Origin of the sequence: Coleofasciculus sp. H7-2 (genome assembly GCF_042747725.1) — a bacterium.
Classification (GTDB): Bacteria; Cyanobacteriota; Cyanobacteriia; order Cyanobacteriales; family FACHB-T130; genus FACHB-T130.
The window spans coordinates 92248-113284 of record NZ_JBHZGO010000098.1 but is presented as its reverse complement, the minus strand read 5'-3'; the positions used below and the strand labels follow the sequence as shown (position 1 = coordinate 113284).

The window sequence follows — 21037 nt, the reverse complement described above, 5'->3', positions numbered from 1 at the left end:
GAATCTATAGTTTGGAGAAAAGGTACAAAATATGACTTTAAAGAAATCAACAATTACCGATGAGCAGTTTGTCAAGGTACGCTGTAGCAGTGACAGTAAAACTCACTATTTTCCGGCTACGGGTGCTATGTATGCTCATCCTATAGATAATGATGAACCTGTTCATCTGTTTGATTTCCTGGGCGTTGATATCTCGCGCTGCATTCAAGATAATTCAACATCCCGCTGGACGCTTGTAAGTCGTAAAATTACACTCTATCTCGATCCCAAAACAGGAGAAATTCTAAAAAGTTGGAAAAATCCCTGGTCAGGTGAAACGCTGAATATTATGCACCGTTCTTATGACTACCAGGAGTTCCAGATTCCGCAACAGATAGACGCTCAAATAACTCCAGCAATCTCCTCAGTTTCATTAGATTTCAATATGAAACTGCCTAACCCGTTAGCAACTAACCCCAAGTTTGCAGATTATTCGCCAGAAAAATATGTCCAATCGTCGGATTCCTACAAATTCATTTTTCCGACAAAAATGCTATCTGATGAACCCCTCAGCGCCAGCGACAATCGCGCTGTCACACTTTCTTATTATCGCATGGGGCCGTGGGAACCGTGGATGAAAATGAAGGGAAAACCCGGCTTTTTAGTCTTAAATTACACTGGTACCAAAACTGATGTATTTGAAGAGATACCTTTAGCGCTCAAAGAACAAATCGAACATCGGATGCCTTTATTCCGCGAAGCTCCAACCTGTAGAATCCAGCGTTCGATTGCCACCAGTTGGAGCCGTTTTGACGAACAATTTGACGCCTACCTGCGAGGAGAGGAATTTCCACTACCAGCCCCGATTATAGATGAGCCTTGTATTGAATAAAGTCAATTTTTCCTCTTAATTCTCGAAACCCCCTTTTTTTAAGATACTGACTTAAAAAGGGGGTTTCGAGGATCTGATGTGTAGCCTTACAAAAGGGCGTCGGTATCCGTCCTACGCATTCACTGGGGTTTTCACCTCTTGTGGCTGTTGGATCGCGTCTTCTGCCATAAACTCTGCCAACTGCGCCTCGATTTGCTCCTTGACAATCTGGCGATACTCTACAAAATGCTCGATTTGAGCGCAAACTGCTAAATAACTGCTGATTCCACCTCGATTGTGCCGATACATACTAAACAAGTTGCGCCAAAACTGCCAGCGAGTTTTACGAAGCACACCTTGTCGCCAACAAATGATTAATAATGCTCGAATCACAACCAAATCTATTTTCTTCTTCGCACGTTTGCCCTTATTCGGATACGTTGCTTCTCCTAATATGCGAAAGTGACGGTAAGTGCGGTCTAGAAAACGCTCCGGATCGTACAATGTCCAAAATGCATCGATGTATTCGCGGGCAATCTCTTCTAGGGGACGTGTGGGCACAAAGTTCATCAATGTAGTTTGATTGAGGTTACCGGATTCGCCTCGCATCCGTCCTTCTTTCTTTAACCGATGCCAAAGGGCTGTATCGGGTAAAGCTTGCAACATACTAAATACAGCGGTGGGAATTGCCGTTTTCTCGACAAACTGGACAATGCGATCGCCTGCACCGGGTTTTTCTCCATCAAAGCCTACGATAAACCCAGCCATCACCCGCAATCCCGATCGCGCGATCGCCTGAACGGAATCACTCAAAGAATCTCGCGTATTTTGAAACTTCTGAGTCAGTGCTAAACTCTCCTCATCGGGTGTTTCAATTCCTAAGAACACCGCCCCAAAATTACACTGAACCATCATATCCATCAATTCTTGATCTTTTGCCAAATCCACTGATGCTTCCGTAGCAAAAGAGAAAGGATACTGGTGTTCCACCATCCACGGTTGCAACTCTTTCAGGAATAACTTTACATTCCGCTTATTCCCAATAAAATTGTCATCTACCATAAAAATGCTGCGTCGCCAACCCAACTCATAAAGGCGTTCTAATTCTGTTAGTAATTGGGATGGCGTTTTCGTGCGCGGTTTGCGCCCGTAAAGGACAATAATGTCGCAGAATTCGCATTGAAATGGACATCCCCGCGAAAACTGCACAGACATTTCCGAATAGGCATCAAAATCTAGTAAATCAAAACGGGGAACTGGTGTGAAACTAACATCCGGCTTCTCTCCTCCCGACCGAAAAGTTCCCGAAGTTTCGCCACGTTGCACCGCCTCCACAAACATCGGCAGGGTGATTTCCCCTTCATCCAAAATCAAATAATCTGCGCCTACTGATTGTACTTCTTGAGGTAAAGCAGTGGGATAAGGGCCACCGACTGCAACTAACTTACCCCTTTGCTTTGCTTCTTTGATTTGATCTAGCAAATCTTCTTTCTGGACAATCATCGCCGAAAGAATTACTATATCTGCCCACGCCCATTCAGCTTCAGTTATTTGGGTAACATTTCGATCTACTAGCTTAAACTCCCACTCTTGGGGCAAAATTGCGGCAACCGTCACTAAACCCAAAGGCGGTAACATTGCCTTACGATTTAACAAAGCCAAAGTTTTCTCAAAAGACCAAAAACTTTTAGGAAATAGCGGATATAGAAGTAAAACTCGCATGAAATGTCAATCCTCACGCTTAATTGGTAATTGATGATAGGTAATGGGGAATGGGTAAAAAATTACCCATCACCCATTACCCACTTGATATCACGCACTCGCTCCGACACTGCTTTTCACAGAGGAAACTTTAGCTTTCTGTTTCGATTGTTGTGCTAGATATTCAGCTAACTGCACCTCAATTTGGTCGCGGACAATCTGGCGATATTCGAGAAAATGCTCGTTGTGGGCACAGACGGTGAGGTAATGATCCCAAACACCAGGGTTGCGTTTGAAGATACTAAACAGGTGGTGCCAGAACTTCCAGCGAGTGTGGCGTTTGAAGCCTTGTCGCCACACCACAATTGCCAAAGCCTTCAACTCCATCAGACCAGGCATTTGAAACGGAACCTTTACTTTCGGTGCGCCCAGCATTAGAAAATGGCGGTAAGTCCGATCCAAAAACTTTTCAGCATCGTACAACTCCCAGAAGGCGTTGATGTATTCCCTGGTAATCTCTTCTACGGGTCGGGTAGGGATAAAATTCATCACATTGAACTGGTTGCCCGATGAGCTATCCAGCAATCGCCCCTCTTTTTCTAGGCGGAACCAGAGGGCAGTGTGGGGTAAAGCTTGCAACATTCCGAAAATGGTAGTCGGAATCGCAGTTTGTTCGGCAAACCGGACAATGCGATCGCCTGCGCCTGATTTTTCTCCATCAAAGCCAATGATAAACCCAGCCATCACCCGCAAGCCCGCCCGCGTGATGGTTTGTACCGAGTCAACGAGCGAAGTTCGGTTATTTTGAAACTTCTTAGTCATCTGCAAACTGGCTTCATCCGGCGTTTCAATCCCCAGAAACACCGCATTAAAATTGCACTCCACCATTAAATCCATCAGTTCTTGGTCTTGCGCCAAGTCAACCGAGGCTTCAGTGTTAAAGCTGAAGCGATACTGGTGTTCCGCTTGCCAGGTTTTTAATTCTTTGAGAAATAACTTAACATTGCGCTTATTGCCGATGAAGTTATCATCCACCATGAACACGCTGCGACGCCACCCCAATTTATAGAGACACTCCAACTCGGCTAATAGCTGTTCCGGTGCCTTCGTCCGGGGTTTGCGACCATACAAAACAATAATGTCGCAAAATTCGCACTGGAAAGGACAACCCCGCGAAAACTGCACCGACATCGTATCGTAAGCATCAAACTCCAGCAAATCGAAACGGGGAACGGGAGTTGTCGTCACATCAGGTTTTTCCCCGTCCGATCGGAAAATCCCACCCTTGTCACCTCGCGCGATCGCTTCCATGAACATCGGCAGGGTGATTTCCCCTTCATCCAAAATCAGATAATCTGCACCGGCATTGGTGGCTTCATCAGGCACAGAAGTCGGATAAGGACCACCTACAGCAACCGCTTTACCGCGCCGCTTGGCTTCTCGAATTTGGTCAACTAAATCCTCTTTCTGGACAATCATCGCGGAGAGAATGACCAAATCTGCCCACTCCCACTCGTCTTCTGTGACGGGGCGAACGTTTCGATCCACCAGCTTGAATTCCCATTCTTGAGGCAAAATTGCGGCAACTGTTACTAAACCCAGCGGCGGCAATAAAACCTTGCGATTAACTAATTCCAGGACTTTCTCAAAAGACCAAAAAGTTTTGGGAAACAGGGGATAAAGTAATAAAACTTTCATTGAATCTAAAACCTCACACCTTTTGAAATTTAAACTATTAGCTAATACATAACACACGAGCCTAGCTGAATCCGGCAAGCTTTGGTTAATATAGCTTTTTTAACGCTCTCGTTACGCCAAGGGTGACGCAAAGAGAGGCAGAGAATAAGCAAGCTGTCTTGATATCTATAAAAAACTCTTCTGAAGAAAGCCTCTAACCTCCTTGGCGTAACGAGAGCGCTAACCTCTGCGTACCTTTGCGTTAAAACAACCTTCTTTTAAATCTAATGTCTACTCGTTCTTAGCTGTAAGCTGTTTTCTGTGAACCCCGCTTATTTTCAGCACATCGCTGAATGTGGCGCAGTAATTCGGCAGACCAAGGGTAGCGGGGTTGACGGGATCTTGGTAGGTAAAATGACGGTAGCGCAAGCAGAACCGATCCCAAGGTGCCATCTGAATTCGGAACAAGAGGATGAAGAAATCAGCTAGCCAGGGAGATAGGGGCACGCGAAAATAAATTTTTTTGTCCAAATAAGTACAAACTTCTTCTACGGCTTCGTTGACCGTCATGGGTGCTTGACCCAAAACCAGCTGTCGAGGTTCCGAGGGGTCGGGGGGATGCTCGATCAAGGATCGTACCACTTGGGCAATATCTCGCCCGTGCATGAAGTGGAAACTGCCGTCGGCTTTGAAAAAGCGAATCAGGTCAATCCACTTTGCTACTCCTGGCAATCCTGAAGAGAGATGGGAGTATGGTTTATTGGCATCTCCTCCGAGGACCAAGGTGGGAAAAAGGGTGATGATGCGGGGTGCGATCGCTAATTTCGATAAGCGCTGCAAGCAGTCATACTTAGAACGAATGTAGTCTGTTCCTAGTTCTCCCGCTTCTTTTAATAATTCGTTGTTGCGACCGAGGATACTGGCGGTAGAAAAGTAAATTACTTGCTTGCACACTGAGGGATCGAGCAAGTTTAGCAACCGAATGGTTTTGATGACATTCACGTCAAACACCGCTTGGGAGCCGCCCCAAGCGGTTGCGGCTAGAATAGCGATATCCATTGTCTTGAGTAGATTTCCCACTCGTTCAATGTCTCGCAGATCAGCTTTCACAATGGTGATGCCCGGTCGAGATTGATAGTCAAATCCTATTTTGTCTGGGTTTCTGACTAGCAGATACAACTCGTGTTCGGTTTCTTGAATCAGGCTTTCGCTAATGTAGTGACCAATGCAGCCACTCGCACCAGTTACCAAAATCCGCTTGGGGTTCATAAGGGTTGGTCATTCGTCCTTAGTCAAGAATGATCGGTCTTTAGTCTAATGACCAATGACTAATGATTTTTGACTGATTTGGCAGTTTCAAAGAAGAAAGCCACGTTTTCTTCCGGGGTACTGGGTAAAACACCATGACCGAGATTCATGATATGACCTTTGTTTCCGGCTTTGCGAATCGTGTCATAAATGCGATCGCGGATGAACTCTTTTGAGCCAAATAAGGCACACGGGTCCATATTTCCCTGTACACCGATGTTTGAGCCAAGTCTTGTCCTTGCCTCTGCCATGTCCACCGTCCAATCTACGCTGACGATATCCGCGCCGGATTGTGCCATCCTCTCCAGAATGCCTGCACTGCCATTGATGTACAGAATCAGGGGAGTATCCGGATGAGTCGCTTTTACCTGTTTGAAAACTTGCTGCTGATACGGTAGGGCAAATGTCTCGTAATCTTGAGGACTTAGTTGCCCTGCCCAAGAATCGAACATTTGAACGACTTGGGCACCGCTATCAATTTGGTAGCGGACGTAGGTCGCGATCGCATCCGCCAATTTACCCAAAAATTGATGCAGCATCGTTGGCTCTGAAAAAGCCATACTCTTAATAATTGCGTAGTCTTTCGAGCTTTTGCCCTCAATCGCATACGCTGCCAGCGTCCAAGGGGCACCCACAAAACCCAAGACAGTTGCTTTATTGCCGACTTCTTGCCGCAATGTTTGCAAAATTTCCCGGATAAAAGGCAGAGATTCCCCAGGTTCTAGAGGATGCAGTTTATCAATTTGCTCCTGGCTGCGGATGGGCGGATCGATTACTGGCCCTCGGCTTTCGATGATATCAAAGGGAATGCCGAGTCCCGGCAACGGAGTTAAAATATCAGAAAATAAAATTACCCCATCTGGCTCAAAGGCGCGAAACGGTTGCAGGGAGATTTCGATTGCCAGTTCTACTTTTTCCGAGCGATCGCGGAACGCAGGATACTTATCTCTTAAATCTCGATAAGCTTTCATATATCTACCCGCTTGCCGCATCATCCACACTGGCGGACGGTCTAAAACTTCACCACGAGCTGCCCTCAGCAGATACGGAACTTGGGTTGCAACGGTCATCTACACTTCACCTAAAGACTTTTTTAAAGGCATTTGTTTAGCTTATCATTGTCGGATTCCCCTTGTTTGGTTTTGCGATCGCTTCTGTGAGTTTGCCCGCAAGAGAGGCATTCCACTCTAAACTCCTCCAGATAGGGTATCAACTGCTAGAGACGCGGAATCTCCGTCTCCCTAGCAGTAGTCAGCTTGCCAAGTGCCATCCTACACGCGAAAAACCCGGCTTGTTGAATCAACCGGGTTTCTCTGCTGCGGGCTTTTTTAACTACCTGTTGATGTTATTTGACAATGCAGATGCCACTAATTTCAACGGTGCATCGCGTCGGTTTCTTAGCCGTTTCTAAGTCGCGAGTGGTGGGGTTATAGGTGTATTCTCCCGCCTTGAAAACGCGGTTGGGCTTGGCGCAGTAAGTGTACGTTTGACCCGCTTCGGTAAAGTTCACTACCACCAAAGAATTCCTTGTCGGAGGACAGCTATCCAAAACCGTCAAGCCATACTCATTTCGCAGCAGTTGGCTTCTTTGATCGTTAGCTGTAGGTTGAGCAGGATTTTGGGCAGTCGTTGTTTTCGGCTTTAAGTCACCACTGCTAATGTCAAAGGTGTACTCTCCGGCTTTGACAAGGCGGTTGGGATTGGCACAGTAATTGTACGTTTGACCGTATTCGGTAAACGTGACCACGACTAAAGAAGTTTTTACTTCAGGACAGGTATCCAGAACCCTCAACCCATACTCATTGAGCAGAACTTGTTTCCGGGGATCTGTTTGAGCCGGGGTTTGAGCCGGTGGATTTTGGGCAACAGCACCCCCAAGCTTGATCTCATTGCTGCTAACGTCATACCGATATTCGCCTGCCTTAATATTGCGGTTAGGATTGGCGCAGTAGGTATAGGTTTGACCGTATTCGGGGAAGGTGACAACAACAACATTACTCCTTACCGCCGGACAGTTTTCTAACACTCTCAATCCATATTCATCTTCTAGAAATTTTTGTCGCGCATCTTTTTGACCGGAGGGAGTTTGAGCCGGTGGATTTTGAGAAGTTGTCGTCTGGCTAATCCCGGAAATTGAAAGCGTGTACCTCCCCCTAGTGTTGTTCTTACCCAACACGCGAAGTTTATATTCTCCAGTCTTCGGTACTCGATACCGCAGCAAACCCGAACGGTCATCGTAGGCAACCTGCGCCCCACTCTGTGAGGAAACTAGAACTAGGATAGGCAAAAGAGTACTACCGTCTTCTACATCAACAGCGGCAACGATTGCATCGCCTTGCTTGGCGTTAATCAGGAATTCTTCACCATACGCTCTCTGGACAGGAGTACCCCTTAGAGATAGGTTTTTAAAGGTGAAGCTGGGAGAGTTGGTACGGATGAACCCATTAACATTTTCACCATTTTTTAGTGCGGTTGCTGCTCCAGCGATATCAGAAATCCCTGTAAACATCATCCCAGCGATCGCGACACTCGCCGCAACCGTATTGACAAACTTACGACCCATCATGGTAGACCCTACAAACAAGAACTGCTTCCTTCTGTGTGGACAGATGATATCCATCCATAGTTCCCAGCGCACAGGCACCTCAAACTTTTCAAGCCGGTTCAAAATGCCTGCTCAACTGATGCAATCTAGAAGCGCCTAAGGATTCTTACTGGGTAGAGGATAAACTCAAACTGCCGCGATCTGCATCTAACTGAGCGGGGATTCCTAAAGGTAAAGCTGCATTAGGGCCATCGTGACCAAAGGGAAGATCGGAGACAATGGGAATGCCAAGATGTCCTAAGCGATCGCGCAATACTTCTTCCACCGTTAAGCTAGAAATGTTCGGTGGAGCCTCGCAGCGACTAAAGCGCCCCAAGGCAATGCCTTTGATGTTCTCAAAAGCACCTGTCATCCGCCAATGCGTTAACAGTCTGTCAATCCGGTAGGGAGCCTCAGTCACATCTTCCAACGCGAGAATGACGCCCGCTAGCTGGGGTTGTACGGGCGTGTTGAGAAAATGCGTAGCTACGGTCAGATTGCCGGGTATTAAGATGCCGCTGACCTTACCGCCGCCCCAGCCGACTCCTTGCAAGGGTTCCAGGGGACGACCTTCTACGCAGTCAAAAAGCCGCTGAATCGACCACTCTGGCTCCGCTGCCAGGGTAGTTAGCAAGGGGCCATGAACGCCTGCAATGCCAACTTTACCGAGGCTCCACAGCAAGCCAGTGGCATCAGAAAAGCCAATTAGCCACTTGGGAGTGCTGTGTGAAAAATCTACTATTTTCTGTTTCCCACCCTGCCAAGACCAATCTTCTAGTAAGCGGGCGCTACCGTAACCGCCTCTGGCACAGAGAATGCCTTTACATTCAGGGTTTTTCCAAGCGTCTGCCAGGTGTTGACGGCGGCTTTCATCGGTACCCGCAAGGTAGCCCCATCGTTCCTCAACACCGCTGCTAATTTCGACTTGATAGCCGCGCCGCCGCCATATTTCCACACCTTTGTGGAACGCTTCCCGTTCTCGCAAGGCACCACTGGGAGCAATGACTCGCAGCAAATCGCCAGTTTGCAAAGGCGGTGGTAGTTGGCTTGAGGAAAAATCCAAAATTCTTCTGGTTTAATTTTTAATGATGCAAGATATCCCGAAACCATTCTTCCATGCGATCGCCCAATGCTTCCAGGGAATATTCTGCTTCGGCTTGTTGGCGGCAAGTATAGCGGTCAATTTTATCTATGCGTCCAATTGCCTCTACCAACCCCTCCACGCTATCCGGTTCCACCAAAAAGCCCGTCTTCCCATCCTGAATAATTTCAGTGGGACCCCCTCTGGAATAAGAAATGACTGGCACTCCACAAGCAAGCGCCTCAATCACCACATTGCCAAACGCTTCCACCCAACGAGGCGTCATCAACAACGCCCGACACTTGCCCAGATGCTGTTGCAGTTCGGATGTTGAGAAAAATCCCGCATATTCTACAGGAGCATCCGGATAATCTTGACAAATTTGCCCCCAATATGCGTCATCTTGCATTTTGCCGAGAATTTTTAGGGGAATCCCGGTAATTTTGGCAGCGGCGACGGCATCTTCTAGACCTTTTTCTGGGGCAATCCGACCCACCCAAGCCAAGCCGGAGGAAGGTTCCTTGCAAAATTGATAAAGCGATAAATCCAGACCACTTCCGAGAATCCGATATTGCGACGGACTGGGAAAAGTTTCTGCCTGTGTCAATGTGTAGACGCCAACCGTACCGGGAAACTGGACGGCAATCTGTTCCACGATGCGATCCATCGCTGCCGAGAGAGAACCCATACTAACGAAATGAGCGATCGCTCGGTTAAAAAATGGCGTTAGATAGAACGGTAGCCAATCATAGGCAATGTTGAAAATCAGATCGTAGTCAGCTTGGACTTGCCGCGCATAATCCCACATATTGCCCAGCACCGAATTCTCCGGCATGACAATCGGGGCACTCCGTCCTTGAGTCTGAGCCGTTGTCTGGAGTTCTCCAGCCATCTCGACAATTGGGATATCTCCTAGCACAGACCCTTGGGGAGCCACAATTTTTAGGGTATGTCCCCGCCGGAGCATCTCTTGGGCAACGTTAAGCAGCGTTAGTTCTACGCCACCCCCCAACCCCGTGCCGAGAGCGCCCACCGAGGTTGAGAGCAACAACAGTTTCAATGGACGATGCAAGATGGACAACTTTTGACTCTAGATGATTAACGATGAACTTTTACTTGTAAAGACGCTGACTTATCACTTCTCTGATTCCTCTGGCGGATTATTAGAGGAATTCGGAGAATTTGGTAAAGCTGGCAAATTATTATCAATGCCAGGATTCAAGCGAAGCCGATTTAACTGCCCTATCGCCCACCGCGCTGTTTCCTGAACCTCGGAATCCCGATCTTCAGCAGCGTGACGCAATAACTGGCTGACTTGACCGATCGTGTCATAAATTCTCGTCAAATCCCGAATTGCATTTTTGCGAACATCAGCGTTTTCATCTTGCAACGAGATAGCGAGTGCCCGGTTCATGGGTTTGAGGGTGCGGGTGCCAATTTGCGACAAAGCCTCTAAGATTAAGCCGCGCTGCTGAGAATCCGAGTCGAGCATCAGATCCACCAATGGCTGAACTGCTCTTGAGTCGCCGCATTGTGCCAGCTCCCAGATCGCTTTGCGGCGTTTTGTAGGATCGGCTCCCTGTAAATCTTTAATTAATTCATTAACAATGTCAATTTTGGGGAGGCGAGTGGTTTCTTCCACTGCTTTTGCCTCGTTGCTTTGCAGATGCGCTAACGGCTTTGCAACGCTCACCGCTTCTGTCGGCTTTTGTGGGGTTTTTCTCTCGTCTAAATTGCTTTTTTCTAAATTGCTGGTTTCTGAAAGGGTTAAAGCAGAGGCATGATAGCCGTTATTGCCATTTTCGTTTTCTATCGAGTGAGTATGGATGTCTGTGGGATGATTGGCATCTTCAGGGTCTTCGTAGCTTCTTTCATCCGATAGTTCCTCAGCTCCAGACTCCGGCTCCTCCTCCCTGTTGAGATTTCCTAACCATTTCAGTAAGAAGTAAACTCCTAACCCTACCCCAGCAGATGCTGCCGCTAAGCCTAATAACCACCAGAGCCGATTCGCCCCAGAACTCGGTTTAGCCGCCTGGGGTTTTGGGGTGGGAGGGCTGTGTGATTTGGCGGCTTCGGCTGCCTGAAGGCGCTCTTGAGTCGTGGAACCAGCAACTCCGTCAGGCGTTAAACCGGCAGATGTTTGAAATTTAGAGACGGCAATTGCTGTCGTTCGCCCATAAACGCCATCAACTGGCCCGTTGTAGTGTCCCAAACTCTTCAGTGACTTTTGTAGTTCTGCGACTTCAAAGCCTTGAGAGCCTACTTTGAGAAGGGGCAAATCGTTTTTAGCGGCTGGGGAACTCGCCTGAGCCAGTTCTAGAGAGATGGGCAAACTGGGGGCGGAAGTAGCGATCGCTGGCGGCAATCTTGTGGAATTCTTGCCGGAACTGGGGGTAAAGCCCAGACAGATAACCCAGGTAACTAGAAGCAATGTGGAGCGGTAGAGCATAGTTGTAGGGAAACCTGTCTAAGTGAATACAACCAGACAAGATCCTTTGCTAATAATTTTTTGCTTAGCTTCCAGTACCAGCATGAAGTTATTAGTTCTAAATAGTTAGCGAGCTTTTCATCCAGATTTTTTGGGCGAGCGGCTCTGGGAGCAAGTGTGAATATTGCGCCGATCATAGCAGAAAGTTTCAACTTGCTAGTCAATCTTAGCGGCAAAGCTTGTCTGTCATCCTATTCATTTCTACTGATTTTGCCAAATCTCGGCTTCGGCTTCTTTCGCTGGTATCGGCAGCGATTGATAGGGTAATGGCTCGGATGGCTCTAAGAGGGAAATTTGCTCGGTTTTGCTTTCTGTTTCTGTCACCCTTGTTTCCACAGATGTAGAGGGTCGCCCGAAGCGCCCGCTTAGCGATCGCAGCTGTTCGGCTATCTTCTGGCGCTGATTAATTAGATAGATACTGACAAGGGTTAGACTAACTCCCAGCCATTGAAGAGGGCTGAGAACTTCAGCCAAAAGCAGATTGCCAAACAAGAGGGCAAACACGGGTGTCAAAAAGGTGAGGGAACTGAGACTGGTGAGATTGCTTGTTGAGGCAAAGTAGAAGAATAAACCATAAGCGATCGCGCTGCCAAATACGGCTGCGTAGCTCAACGCTATCCATCCAGCCGAATTCAGATGCACCCACTGGTCGGATTCCCACAATCGGGAGAGCGCAAACAAAGGCAATCCGCCCAAAATCATGTGCCAGCCAGTCGCCACCACCGGATCGGCATACTGGCAAACGAAGCGAATCAGCACCGTTCCTACAGCCATCGACAGCGCCGCCAGCAGCATCAGCCATTCCCCACTTTCAAACAAGTGCGTGAAGCTAAACGAGCCAGCGATCGCGCTGCCGTGTAAGAGATTGATAATCCAATCATCCGGCAAGCCAATCAAACTAATCCCCAGCACTCCTAATGCCAATCCCAGCCAGCCCCACACACCAATCGTTTCTCCAAACAACCAACACGACAGCAAAGCCACTGCCAGGGGTTGAGAATCAATCATCACCGAACCCAACCCCGCACCCGTTCGCACTAACCCAAAGGCTAAAAAGCCTTGAAACAAAGCGCCATCAACCAAGGCAAACAAGCTAATCCACAGCCACGCCCGAACGCCTTTGGGTTGAGGTTTCCCCATCAAAAAGGCAGCCAGCAATACCAATACCCCGGCAGGCACCAACCGGATACCAGCCATAAACAGGGGCGTCGTGTTTGGGATAACACCCTTCATTGCTACCATCGCCGTTCCCCACAAGAAAAAGGGGGCAATCAGCAGCAAGGGTGCCAACGGAATTTTGGATTCTGTGAGTTTTAGCTGCATAAAAGTCCTTTGTGGGCGTACATAACAGAGCCAAGTCACCACTTCTGTAAGGGGCAAGTCATCGCGAGTTGCCCTTCTAGGAGGTGCAAGCAAGAATCTACAATTTAGAACTTAGCCGCAACCGGATTTCTTAAAAATTTTCCGGTTTCTTGCTCTTTTTCTGGCTGGTTGCGCGTTTATTTCCTCAATTGTACTTAATATGTAGTTCTGTTAAGGCGCTTTGGCAAATTGTTGGGATGCCGACAAAAGGGTAAGTTTTTACCTGTAAGTACCCGTTAAATTCGGGGAGCTATGGAAAACCTTCTTTCTGGTAAGCCTTCAGGCTTCACCGGCAACCCAGCGAAACCGATGCGGATCGTGCAAACTAGAGAAAGGCTCAGCATTTCTATGGAAACACTTACTGGTTTGCAGGATTTGCTTCCTTCTCTAATTCGCTCATTCATTCACGATTCATTGCTTGCCTGCTCATGATCTGGCCTTTTCAGCCTAAGTTTCGTAAACAAATTGCTCGGATTGAAGTGACTGGTGCGATTGGCAGTACTACCCGAAAACAAGTTCTAGAAAGCCTGAAAACGGTTGAAGAACGAAAGTTTCCAGCTTTACTGCTACGCATTGATAGTCCTGGTGGTACGGTCGGGGATTCCCAAGAAATCTATGCAGCTCTTAATCGCCTGCAAAAAAAGGTGAAAATTGTTGCCAGCTTTGGCAATATCTCCGCATCTGGGGGAGTCTACATCGGTATGGGAGCCGAACACATTGTTGCCAATCCAGGCACAATTACCGGCAGTATCGGCGTGATTATACGAGGAAACAACCTGGAGCGCTTGCTAGAAAAGATAGGCGTTTCTTTCAAAGTGATCAAATCCGGTCCCTATAAAGATATTCTGGCTTTTGACCGCGAACTCACCGAGCCGGAAAAGAATATTCTCCAAGACTTGATTGACATCAGTTATCAGCAATTTGTGCAAACGGTTGCTGAGGCAAGGAAGCTGACGACGGAAACTGTTAAAAGTTTTGCCGATGGTCGCATTTTCACAGGTCAACAAGCTTTAGAACTGGGTATTGTTGACCGACTCGGTACTGAGGAAGATGCCCGCCGTTGGGCAGCGGAACTGGTCGGTCTCGATCCCGAAAAAACTAAGTGTTACACCCTGGAAGAACGCAAACCTTTCTGGAATCGCGTGGTATCGAGCCGGGTTCAAGGGGCATCTGGTCTATCAGCTGGGATAGACTGGTTAGAATTTGAACTGTCTACCAGTGGTCAGCCGTTGTGGCTTTATCGACCCTAGTAGAAGTTTAGATTTTAGATAATAGATGATTAAATGATTCTGAAATCCAAAATCTAAAATTCAAAATCCCAATAATAAAATGGAGGATGCTTGCGTGGAGTGGCGAGTTCGAGCGATTCGCGGGGCAACAACTGCCTCACAAAACACGGCTGAGGCGATTCGAGAAGTGGTAGCGGAACTACTCGATGAATTGGAAGTACACAATCAACTACATCCCGATCTAATTATTAGTGCCACGTTCTCGGTGACGCGGGATCTGGATGCGATCTTTCCCGCTGCGATCGCTCGCTCTCGTCCCCACTGGGACAATGTTCCTCTGCTCGATGTCCAGCAAATGCACGTAGAGGGCGGACTGGAGCGTTGCATCCGCTTCTTAATTCACGTCAATTTGCCAGCTTCCCACCCACCAATTTACCATCCTTATCTGCGGGGAGCTAAAAGCCTAAGACCAGATTGGAGTTTGTCTCCGGTTAGCTTATCCTCGCAGCCAGCAGTTCAGTCGTTTCATCGCTAATATTTTTGTCATTAGTGATGAGTCAAGAGTGCTTGACTCATCACTAATGACATTGATTAGCTATTTTCTATTTTTTTAGACGATTTGCCGTGAAAACGGATGCCTAAAAAAACGTCATATAAAAAGCTCCAGAAATTTTTTCCTTGCCAGATTCCCAAAGTTTGATAACAGCCTTTTTCATCTAACAGGGGCTTGGTGGCGTAATAGGCGTTCTGGTAGTGATACCAGGGAATGGAAGGCCACAAATGATGAATGAGGTGGTAATTTTGCCCCATAATCAGCAAATTGAGCATGGGGTTGGGGTAAACTCTGGCATTTTTCCAGCGATCGCGCTCTTGATGAGGGCGATGCGGCAGATAATCAAAAAACAATCCCAGTGCCAATCCCACCACGGCAGAAGGGATAAACCAAAAATTGAGAATGTAGCCTAAGAAGTGATACTGAATTGAGATATAGAAAATAGTCGCAACAAACAAGCGGCTTAAAAACCATTCCAAAAGTTCATATTTTCGCCACAGCTGCCGTTTAAAGAAAAATATTTCGTGGTACAAAAAACGCACCGGAATTAACCACAGTGGTCCGCCGGTAGAAACGTAATGATCTGGATCGTTTTCCGGGTCATTTACATGGGCATGATGCTGCAAATGAACTCTGGTAAATACTGGGAAGGCAAAGACTAACATCAGCGCACTGCCATGTCCCAGGATGGCATTGATTACTCGGTTACGATGGGCAGAATTATGACAAGCATCGTGAATCACCGTTCCACAAATGTGCAAGGCGATCGTGTTTGTGATAAAACAACACCAATGAGGCCAGTCCCAGAGCCAATAACCAAAGTTTGATAGCACAACCATCGCTACGGCTGTTAGAAACATCAGGAGCGTTGGACTTAGGGACGCAGGCGATTCCAGGAATTCTCTTGGAACTGTCAGCGGCTTTTGTGCCTCCAACAACATTGTTTTCTCCTTTTTATGATTCAAAAGTTTCACGGGAACTTCGATCCGGTTTTCCCGTCACTATGGCCTCTAGGGGCGTATCTTGTGCAACATTGGATACACGAGCAACAGCACCCACTGATTGACGTTTTTCAAAAAACATTGTTCAAAAAACATCGTTTATTTGGCTGACTTATCATCCTAATTCCTATAGGGAATCAGAAGTTAGAGTCGGTCTTTCGTAGTATACGATACCAAGACTACTTTATAAAGATTTGTGAAATTAGGTCATTTAATTTAAATGATGCTAACAATAGCCAAAAAATATACTAGGAGGATTGTTGATATGTCACCTCATCTGTACAAGTTTGCTTCTGAAGCAAAGTCCTTAGTTGCCAAAAGTATGGCTTTATCTGTCAGTGTAGCGATTCTGGTGAATAGCGGTGGAGCCTTTGCGGGTTCTGTTCAGCAAGCGCAACTGCCAGGGGTAGAAGATGAAACGACTCAGACCCCTGACGAGGATGTTGTTGTAGACACCGAGTCTGGGAATCCATCTACCACGACTAGCCCAGGTACGGAATCAGAGGATAGTACAACTGCCAACAAGCCACGGTTTACCTGCCAGCTTACGAACAGTAAGTATACGGTGATGTATCACCCGAAGAGCCAACCCGATCAAGCTTATGCCTGGGCAAATCCCAGTCCTTTAGGGGGTGGCTGGACTGCTGAGAGACGTTGTAACGAAATTGGTCGCCGATTAGAATCTTATCGACCCGATGGTCTTCAGGAAATGCGGGCATCGGTAGAAAATAACTACAATGTTGTTTGCATCACTACTCAGAAAAATCCAGATTGTCGGATTGTGCTGACTGTCCCTCCCGGTGAAAATCCGCAGTTAATCCGCGATCGCGTCTTCCAAAACATTAGCATTGCTGACAGCGGACAGGTGACAGAGGGCGTTAATACCTTTGTCGGTGGTCGAGATGCTCAGATGCTCAACGATCTATTAAACTTGGGCTTATCTTCCCTCGGCGGTAGCACGAATCGCTCCAGTCGTCGGTCACAAAGCGTTAACTTGCGACCTTTCTTAGATCGAGCTGACGGCGGTACTGGCACCCAGCTGAGAGGCGGAGTGCCTATGCGATCAAATCCTCGGTTGAATCCTGGCAACTTCCGTTAAAAGCTGTTGATGGGTGACGAGGGACTCGAACCCGCAATCAATAGATACAAAATTGTCTGGCTTCCCAACATTGAGCGGTCTGGGTGTCAGACAATCAGGACTTACGCAACATCATCACATCTGGGGGCAACCACAGGGGGATTGCCCCTACAAAACTCTATATGTATAAGCTTTGCGTAAGTCCTGACAATTTTATTTATTTACAGATGGCGATAGCGAAGCGCCGACCTGTCGGTTCGCTATCCCAATCTAAAACAAATAACAGCATCCCCAACACTTGAATCCGTCAATGTTACTTTAGTGATATTGGCAAGAGGGCAAATGCGTAAATATGTCAGCCGTTAGAAATATAAGGCTGTTACTGGTAATTTTTTCACTCACAGCGATCGCTAACCCGCTTCAACCAGTACAAGCACAGCCGATTATCCCAGCGGCTGACGGCACCGGCACAATTGTTACCCCAGATGGGAACCGCCTTAACATTAGCGGCGGCTCGCTTTCAAAGGATAAAGCAAATCTTTTCCATAGCTTTGAGCAGCTAGGGCTAAATTCTGGGGAAATTGCTAACTTCCTTTCTAGCCCTAGTATTCAAAATATCTTAGGGCGCGTCACAGGTGGGAATGCTTCTTATATCGATGGCTTAATCCAAGTCACGGGAGGAAATTCTAACCTGTTCTTGATGAATCCAGCGGGAATTATTTTTGGTTCCCATGCCAGTCTGAATGTACCGGCTTCATTTACCGCCACCACTGCCACGGGTATCGGTTTTGGCAATAATTGGTTTAATGCAATTGGTGCCAATGACTACGCTACATTAGTCGGAACGCCCAGCCAGTTTATTTTTAACACTCCTCAACCAGGAAGCATTATCAATGCGGGGAATTTGGCAGTAGAGTCGGGAAATTTAACCCTGTTAGGAGGCACGGCGGTTACTACGGGGCAGATGAGGGCGACTGGGGGGCAAATTGCTGTAGTAGGTGTACCGGGTGAGAAGTTAGTGCGTCTGAGTCTACCCGGCAGTCCGCTAAGTTTAGAAATTCAACCGCTACCTACCTCGGCAACAGCTGCGTTACCCTTTTCTCCCCTATCCCTGCCTTCGCTGCTAACGGGCGGAAATATTGCGAATGCCACGGGATTAACCGTCAATAGCGATGGCACGGTACGATTGACCGCTTCTGGTGCTGAGATTGGCACACAACCGGGTACTGCCATTGCTTCTGGCACCCTGAATGTATCGGGTCAAACCGGCGGCACCGTCTATGTCTTGGGGAACCAAGCGAGTGTCATTAGTGCCAATATCAACGCTTCGGGCACCAATGGCGGCGGTGCGGTACTCATTGGCGGTGATTATCAGGGTCAAGGTAAAGTGCCAAATGCCTTACAGACACTGGTCAGTAGCGACTCGGTGATTTCTGCCGACGCACTGCAATATGGCAATGGTGGAAAAGTCATTGTCTTTGCAGATGATACAGCCAGCATTTACGGGACACTGACGGCGCGAGGAGGCGTTTTTTCTGGAAATGGTGGGTTGATTGAAACTTCTAGCAAACAGTTTCTCAATCTCACCAGTACGCCGGATGCAAGTGCCCCTCAGGGGATCGGTGGTACTTGGCTGATTGACCCGACCGATATCACGATTGTGAATAGTGGCGGCGGTGCGATTGGTACTAATACGGTGGATGTTGCCAATATTAATGCTGCCCTAAATACTGGCACTAGCGTCATCCTCGACACGGCAACTGCTTCTGGTTCTTCAGGTGCTGGGAATATTACTCAAAATAGCAATGCTTTTATTAGCAAGACATCTGGGGGAGATGCCGCTCTTACTTTACAAGCTAACAACGACATTATTCTAAATGGAGCGATCGCTTCCAGTAGTGGCAAGTTGAATGTGAACCTTCTTGCTGATAATGACGCCAACGGTAGCGGCGCGATCGCTCTTACCAATGCCACGATTAGTACAAACGGCGGCAATCTTACAGGAGTTGGTCGAGGAAATGCCACCTACACTAATGGCATTCAGCTCAACAACAGCATTATTAATGTCCAAGGCGGCAATATTAACCTGACGGGTACAGGATTTTTTAGTGGTGTTGGTACTAATACCAGCAACGGGATTTCAATTCAAAACAACAGTGTAGTGCAATCAACTGGAACGGGCAGCATTACCCTGACGGGTTCAGTTGGAAGTGGGACAAATGGAAATGACGGCATAGAAATCACCCAAAACTCCAAGGTGAGTTCGGTGAATGGAAATATTAATATTCAGGGTATTGGTAACGGAACTGGCGCTACCAATCATGGAATTCAGCTATCTACAGCTAGCAAAATTGAATCCACTGGGACGGGGAACGTTACCCTAACCGGCACCAGTAACGGCACGGGTTTCAACAATGACGGCATTTCAATCGGCAGTAGTGGCACCATTGTCCAATCTAACAGCGGGAATCTTACCTTAAATGGCACCAGCGGTATTGGGGTGGGGAGTCAGGATGGAACCGCTGTTTATGCAAGCGGCAGAGTGCGATCGCAAGCTGGAAATATTAACCTAACCGGCACTGTCAAGGGAACGGGCAGCGACAGCTACGGGATTATCATTATCTCTGAAGGCGTCGTGGAATCCGTTGGGACAGGGGCGATTACCCTAAATGGCACTGGTGCGAGTGATGCAGCGGGGATTCTCTTACAAGACAGCGGCATTAATCCTACTGGAATTGGGGGTAGCGGTCATATCACTCTTGCCGCTAATGAAATTAATTTGATTGACTCCACAAATCCTGGCACCCCGCAAATCAAGGGCAGCGGTACGCTTCAATTGCAGCCTCTGACTTCCAGTTTGGGTATTACCATTGGCGGGACTGTCAACGACAACCGCTTAAATCTAAACACCAGCGAACTCAATTTCTTAGAAAATGGGTTTTCTCAAATCATCATCGGAAGGGCAGATAGCAGTGGTGCGATTACTTTAGCTGGCAACACCACCTTCTTCGATACCGTTACCATACGATCGCCTGTAGGTTCCGGTTCTATAACCACGACAGGTTATACACTCGCCGGAGATGATAACGCGACGCTTACCCTGCAAGCCAACCAAAATATCACGACTGGCAATATTATCAATTCTGGTCGTCAGATTACGCTAACCAGCTTCCTCGGCAGTATAAATACCAGTGCAGGCAAGCTTGATACTAGCGCTTATAGCGATAACGGCGGCGCGATCGCGCTGACGGCTTTTGGCAATCTTACCACTGGTGACTTGAAATCTTGGTCGGTTGAAGGCGATGGCGGGGATATCTCCCTCTCCAGTAACGCAGGAAGCATTAACACTGGCATCTTGGACGCGACCACTTTTGACGGCGATGGTGGTGCGATCGCGCTGACAGCTTTTGGAGAAATTACAACAAAAAGCTTGCAAACTTGGTCGGATTATGGTTTTTCTGGAGAGATTACCCTGTTTGCCAATGGAAACATTACCACGGGCAGTTTAGATTCTCGCTCCTATGATTCTGGGATTGGGGGTGATATCACCGTTACTAGCAGTGGGGGAAGTCTCAAGATTGGAGATTTGTTCTCCTACTCTCAGACTAACGATGCGGGTTCAATTAACTTGTTTGCCCCCAAGGGTAACATTACCACTGGTCTTCTCAACACAGGCTCTTATGGTCTGGATGCAGGCATTCCGGGGAACATCACCCTTACCGCCGGTAGCAACATTACTACCAACTATATTCATGCTTTTTCAAACGGGTATGGCGATGGGGGAGAGATTTCTCTGACAAGCTATACAGGAACGATCGGCACCCAACAAGTGCGATCAGATTCAGTGGGTGGTGACGGAGGCGCGATCGCATTTGATGCAAATGGCAATATTACTACCGCTGACTTAAACTCTTTCTCCAATAGTGGAGATGCTGGTAATATCTCTATTTACAGTGACCAGGGAACGATCCAAACTGGCGCGTTAGATGCAACTTCCTCTCAAGGCTACGGAGGATGGATCGCCCTAGAAGCTTTCGGCAACATTACCACAGGTAACGTGGAATCTTGGTCAGTCGAGGGCGATGGCGGTGATATCTCCCTCTACAGTGACCAGGGAACGATTAA

Annotated in this window: 15 protein-coding genes; 5 read left to right on the top strand and 10 right to left on the bottom strand. The window is 47.6% G+C overall.

The genetic code is table 11. The features are described 5' to 3' along the window. Positions 1–31: 31 nt before the first annotated feature. Positions 32–871, top strand: coding sequence for a DUF1838 family protein (locus tag ACFW2W_RS19590; protein ID WP_378181940.1), 840 nt, complete (start codon positions 32–34; stop codon positions 869–871). Between the two features lie 111 nt (positions 872–982). On the opposite strand, the gene ACFW2W_RS19585 is transcribed toward ACFW2W_RS19590, so the two are convergent. The 9 genes from ACFW2W_RS19585 to ACFW2W_RS19545 all read right to left on the bottom strand — a co-directional run bounded on the left by ACFW2W_RS19585 (position 983) and on the right by ACFW2W_RS19545 (position 13012). Next, positions 983–2572 carry a B12-binding domain-containing radical SAM protein gene (locus tag ACFW2W_RS19585; RefSeq protein WP_378181937.1) on the bottom strand — a complete coding sequence of 530 codons (1590 nt, stop codon included), beginning with the start codon at positions 2570–2572 and terminating at the stop codon, positions 983–985. Between the two features lie 90 nt (positions 2573–2662). Next, on the bottom strand, positions 2663–4249 hold the full coding sequence (locus ACFW2W_RS19580; RefSeq protein ID WP_378181934.1) for a B12-binding domain-containing radical SAM protein: 1587 nt from the start codon (positions 4247–4249) through the stop codon (positions 2663–2665). A 270-nt stretch (positions 4250–4519) separates the two neighbouring features. Beyond that, positions 4520–5497, bottom strand: a complete 978-nt coding sequence (locus ACFW2W_RS19575; protein ID WP_378181931.1) for an NAD-dependent epimerase/dehydratase family protein — start codon at positions 5495–5497, stop codon at positions 4520–4522. A 59-nt stretch (positions 5498–5556) separates the two neighbouring features. Further along, positions 5557–6606, bottom strand: coding sequence for a uroporphyrinogen decarboxylase (gene hemE, locus ACFW2W_RS19570; protein ID WP_378181928.1), 1050 nt, complete (start codon positions 6604–6606; stop codon positions 5557–5559). A gap of 275 nt (positions 6607–6881) precedes the next feature. Continuing rightward, positions 6882–8204 carry a hypothetical protein gene (locus ACFW2W_RS19565; protein ID WP_378181925.1) on the bottom strand — a complete coding sequence of 441 codons (1323 nt, stop codon included), beginning with the start codon at positions 8202–8204 and terminating at the stop codon, positions 6882–6884. Positions 8205–8247: 43 nt separating this feature from the next. Continuing rightward, a complete protein-coding gene (locus ACFW2W_RS19560) occupies positions 8248–9186 on the bottom strand; it encodes an LD-carboxypeptidase (protein ID WP_378181962.1) in 939 nt (312 codons plus the stop codon). A 16-nt stretch (positions 9187–9202) separates the two neighbouring features. After that, entirely contained in the window at positions 9203–10261 is a 1059-nt protein-coding gene (locus ACFW2W_RS19555; protein ID WP_378181923.1) for a glycosyltransferase family 4 protein, read from the bottom strand. A 75-nt stretch (positions 10262–10336) separates the two neighbouring features. Then, entirely contained in the window at positions 10337–11650 is a 1314-nt protein-coding gene (locus tag ACFW2W_RS19550) for a HEAT repeat domain-containing protein (RefSeq protein WP_378181920.1), read from the bottom strand. A gap of 240 nt (positions 11651–11890) precedes the next feature. Next, positions 11891–13012: a DMT family transporter gene (locus ACFW2W_RS19545; protein ID WP_378181917.1), complete on the bottom strand. Its 1122-nt coding sequence runs from the start codon at positions 13010–13012 to the stop codon at positions 11891–11893. A 467-nt stretch (positions 13013–13479) separates the two neighbouring features. On the opposite strand from ACFW2W_RS19545, the gene sppA reads away from it, so the two are divergent. Both sppA and aroH read left to right on the top strand, forming a co-directional pair. Then, positions 13480–14301, top strand: a complete 822-nt coding sequence (gene sppA, locus ACFW2W_RS19540; protein ID WP_378181914.1) for a signal peptide peptidase SppA — start codon at positions 13480–13482, stop codon at positions 14299–14301. 79 nt (positions 14302–14380) lie between these two features. After that, complete coding sequence (gene aroH / locus ACFW2W_RS19535; protein ID WP_378181911.1) at positions 14381–14815, top strand: chorismate mutase; 435 nt, start codon at positions 14381–14383, stop codon at positions 14813–14815. Positions 14816–14871: 56 nt separating this feature from the next. Here aroH and crtR read toward each other — a convergent pair whose 3' ends face one another. Next, on the bottom strand, positions 14872–15774 hold the full coding sequence (gene crtR / locus ACFW2W_RS19530) for a beta-carotene hydroxylase (protein WP_378181908.1): 903 nt from the start codon (positions 15772–15774) through the stop codon (positions 14872–14874). Between the two features lie 325 nt (positions 15775–16099). Between crtR and ACFW2W_RS19525 the strand changes: the two genes are divergently transcribed. Both ACFW2W_RS19525 and ACFW2W_RS19520 read left to right on the top strand, forming a co-directional pair. Continuing rightward, positions 16100–16933, top strand: coding sequence for a COP23 domain-containing protein (locus ACFW2W_RS19525; RefSeq protein ID WP_378181905.1), 834 nt, complete (start codon positions 16100–16102; stop codon positions 16931–16933). A 331-nt stretch (positions 16934–17264) separates the two neighbouring features. Continuing rightward, positions 17265–21037 (top strand): beta strand repeat-containing protein (locus tag ACFW2W_RS19520; RefSeq protein WP_378181902.1); only part of this gene is annotated, 3773 nt, incomplete at its 3' end.

Bases quoted from the DNA above. Each gene is read 5' to 3' on its own strand.
- crtR (WP_378181908.1), bottom strand. From the start codon at position 15,774: ATGTTGTTGGAGGCACAAAAGCCGCTGACAGTTCCAAGAGAATTCCTG.
- sppA (WP_378181914.1), top strand. From the start codon at position 13,480: ATGATCTGGCCTTTTCAGCCTAAGTTTCGTAAACAAATTGCTCGGATT.
- ACFW2W_RS19545 (WP_378181917.1), bottom strand. From the start codon at position 13,012: ATGCAGCTAAAACTCACAGAATCCAAAATTCCGTTGGCACCCTTGCTG.
- aroH (WP_378181911.1), top strand. From the start codon at position 14,381: ATGGAGGATGCTTGCGTGGAGTGGCGAGTTCGAGCGATTCGCGGGGCA.
- ACFW2W_RS19585 (WP_378181937.1), bottom strand. From the start codon at position 2,572: ATGCGAGTTTTACTTCTATATCCGCTATTTCCTAAAAGTTTTTGGTCT.
- ACFW2W_RS19525 (WP_378181905.1), top strand. From the start codon at position 16,100: ATGTCACCTCATCTGTACAAGTTTGCTTCTGAAGCAAAGTCCTTAGTT.
- ACFW2W_RS19575 (WP_378181931.1), bottom strand. From the start codon at position 5,497: ATGAACCCCAAGCGGATTTTGGTAACTGGTGCGAGTGGCTGCATTGGT.
- ACFW2W_RS19580 (WP_378181934.1), bottom strand. From the start codon at position 4,249: ATGAAAGTTTTATTACTTTATCCCCTGTTTCCCAAAACTTTTTGGTCT.
- ACFW2W_RS19590 (WP_378181940.1), top strand. From the start codon at position 32: ATGACTTTAAAGAAATCAACAATTACCGATGAGCAGTTTGTCAAGGTA.
- ACFW2W_RS19550 (WP_378181920.1), bottom strand. From the start codon at position 11,650: ATGCTCTACCGCTCCACATTGCTTCTAGTTACCTGGGTTATCTGTCTG.
- hemE (WP_378181928.1), bottom strand. From the start codon at position 6,606: ATGACCGTTGCAACCCAAGTTCCGTATCTGCTGAGGGCAGCTCGTGGT.